Below are 2334 nucleotides of genomic sequence, written 5' to 3'. Positions count from 1 at the left end.
TGTATCCGTCCGACCAACCCCATCTGGTATGGGAAGGATTTTTATTTAGGCCTGTATTCTTTCCAGTTTGAAGGCAGAAGTTGATAAAGGTCTTTTTGTTTATGGGATTGGATTCTTTCGAACACGTCCTTGAGCCAATCAAACTCGTTGATTTTATTCTTTTTGCAACTTGCCATGAAGGAGTACATAGCCGCTGCCATTTCGGCTGCCTGATGGGATCCAGCAAAAAGATAAGCTTTTCTGCCTATCGCCATCGGCCTTACTGCATTTTCAACCAAGTTGTTGTCGATTTCCATCTGCCCGTGCAAGGAGTATGCACTTAATCCAGCCCATCTTTTGTGGGCGTATGCTATGGCTTGTCCCATCGGACTTTTAGGTCTGTAGCTATACTGCTTTTCTTCCAGCCATTTGCCGAGATTTTCTAGAATGGGTTCCGCATGTTCCTTTCTCAATGCTGTCCGTTGTTGCCACCCCATTGACTCTTCTCGCATCTTTGCTTCCAGAAGGTAGAGTTTCTGTATTTCGTCGAGGATATAATTGGCCTGTTCTTCATCGTCCTTTACAGCATCCACGAACTTCCGTCTGGCATGCGCCATACAGAAAGTCAGATGGATATCCGGATGATCTCCATAAAGTGAATCATAAACTGTAAAGCCATCCGTTTGGATGATGCCCCTAAAGTCCGCAAGCATTTTCTTGGGACCTGACTGATCCCTGCCTTTTTGGTAATCGAATAATACAAGCCTGTCCACAGGGGAATGATAAAGCCACATGTACCCCTGATGGATATTATTTTTGTGATCCCTATCCAGAACCTTTATCGGTGTTTCATCCACTTGGAGATATTTTTGGTTGACCACAATCAGCCGAAGCAGTTCCCATAGTGGTTTGAGATGGTCCCAGCCTTTCATGATCCAATCCGATGCACTTGAGGCGGGGATGCGTACACCCATTTTGGAGTATTTATCTATCTGTCTGTGGAGTGGCATCCCATAGACGTATTTGTCAACAATCATCTGGGCGATTACTGATTCGGATGGAATCCCTTTTTCTATCACCCTATCAGGAAGAGTTCCGATGATGATGCCTTCACCGTTTGGCCTGGCATACTTAGGGCGGATATAGCGCTTTACATAGAATGATGCAGGCACAACTTCAAGAACTTCTGTCACTTCTTCCCCTATTCTCACGCAGTCTTCTGTAGATTCGGATGGCTCGATCACCACATCTTCTCTTCTAAGTTCTTCGGGAAGAGACATACGTCCTGTACCTTTCGCTCTTTTCTTTGGAGCTGGCTTTTCAGCCACAGTTATTGATTCGGAAAGTTCTTCCTGTACTGATTTTGTGGTGCCAAGTTCAAAAAGTCCCAACTGGTCATCCCCTACATTGTTTGTACGTTTCTCACTCTTAAATCCAAAAAGATGTCTGCGGAGCTTGTCGAGTTCGAACTGCTGATCTGAGATAATTTCTTCTTTTCTCAGCAGATTTTCTTCTTTTTCAGATATGGTCAACAGGGCTTCTTCGTACAGCTTTTTATAGTCTTTTCCCCCGTTTTCCATGACATAAAGATATCATAAAAAAGTGGCTTTACATATATTTAGAGGCTGTTTTTATACTCAAAAAAGCACTTTTTTTAAGCTCTTTTTAACGCATCATAGCGCTTTCTGTAGCTAACCGATTCAAGCCTTACCCCCTGTAAGAGAAGGCTCAATTGATTGCTCGTAATTGAGTTTCCAGAGAGTATTGGGCGCTCAAAAGTCCCCTTCTCGAGCTTTTTGATGTACATGGCAAAACCGTCCCTATCCCACTGAAGGATTCGGATCTGATTTGATCGTTTGCCGATAAAAACAAAAACATCACCGTTCATCGGGTCAAAGCCAAGCTTGTTGCGGACCAAACCAGCAAGCGAGTTGATCCCGAAACGCATGTCGGTTGGTTCTTTGTACATAAAGTATCTTGTAGAACTCGATAGTGCAAGCATTAAAGAAACTCTTTGACTGAATTGATATCTACTTGTCCAAAAAATTCAATACTAACTCCCGAAGGGTAATTGATTTTGAGGATAGGATCTTTCTGAAACCCCATCTCAGGGTTGACCAAAGAAAAACCCGAAGAATCAGCGTAATCAATCGTTTCCTCTTCAAACTTCCTGCACCAATAATAAAAAGATGCCCTTGAAATACCTGCTTCTGATGCAAATGCAGCTTTGCTTAGTCCTGATTCCTGCCACTTGGTGAACAGCTTGTAATATTCGTCGTTGCTAATCTTTTTCATGACGCAAGATTACAACCCAAACAGTAATCAGAAAATATGGGGTTTATCGGACGGATACAA

The 2334-nt window shown here is 43.0% G+C and carries 3 protein-coding genes; all 3 read right to left on the bottom strand.

Going from position 1 to position 2334, the window contains the following annotated elements; all coding sequences use genetic code 11:
• Window positions 1-41 precede the first annotated feature (41 nt).
• The 3 genes from tnpC to tnpA all read right to left on the bottom strand — a co-directional run bounded on the left by tnpC (window position 42) and on the right by tnpA (window position 2274).
• Entirely contained in the window at window positions 42-1559 is a 1518-nt protein-coding gene (gene tnpC, locus IEV57_RS19185; protein WP_188444650.1) for an IS66 family transposase, read from the bottom strand.
• A gap of 74 nt (window positions 1560-1633) precedes the next feature.
• Window positions 1634-1981, bottom strand: coding sequence for an IS66 family insertion sequence element accessory protein TnpB (tnpB, locus tag IEV57_RS19180; protein WP_089242542.1), 348 nt, complete (start codon window positions 1979-1981; stop codon window positions 1634-1636).
• Complete coding sequence (gene tnpA, locus IEV57_RS19175) at window positions 1981-2274, bottom strand: IS66 family insertion sequence element accessory protein TnpA (RefSeq protein ID WP_089242541.1); 294 nt, start codon at window positions 2272-2274, stop codon at window positions 1981-1983. The genes tnpB and tnpA overlap by 1 nt, the downstream gene beginning before the upstream one ends.
• Window positions 2275-2334 lie beyond the last annotated feature (60 nt).

This window comes from Belliella aquatica (assembly GCF_014637795.1).
GTDB lineage: Bacteria > Bacteroidota > Bacteroidia > Cytophagales > Cyclobacteriaceae > Belliella > Belliella aquatica.
The sequence above is the reverse complement of the archived record's forward strand: the minus strand, read 5'-3'. Positions and strand labels throughout refer to the sequence as shown.

What these genes read in the sequence shown, in the direction of transcription:
- tnpC (WP_188444650.1), bottom strand. Translation starts at nt 1,559, where the DNA reads ATGGAAAACGGGGGAAAAGACTATAAAAAGCTGTACGAAGAAGCCCTG.
- tnpB (WP_089242542.1), bottom strand. Translation starts at nt 1,981, where the DNA reads ATGCTTGCACTATCGAGTTCTACAAGATACTTTATGTACAAAGAACCA.
- tnpA (WP_089242541.1), bottom strand. Translation starts at nt 2,274, where the DNA reads ATGAAAAAGATTAGCAACGACGAATATTACAAGCTGTTCACCAAGTGG.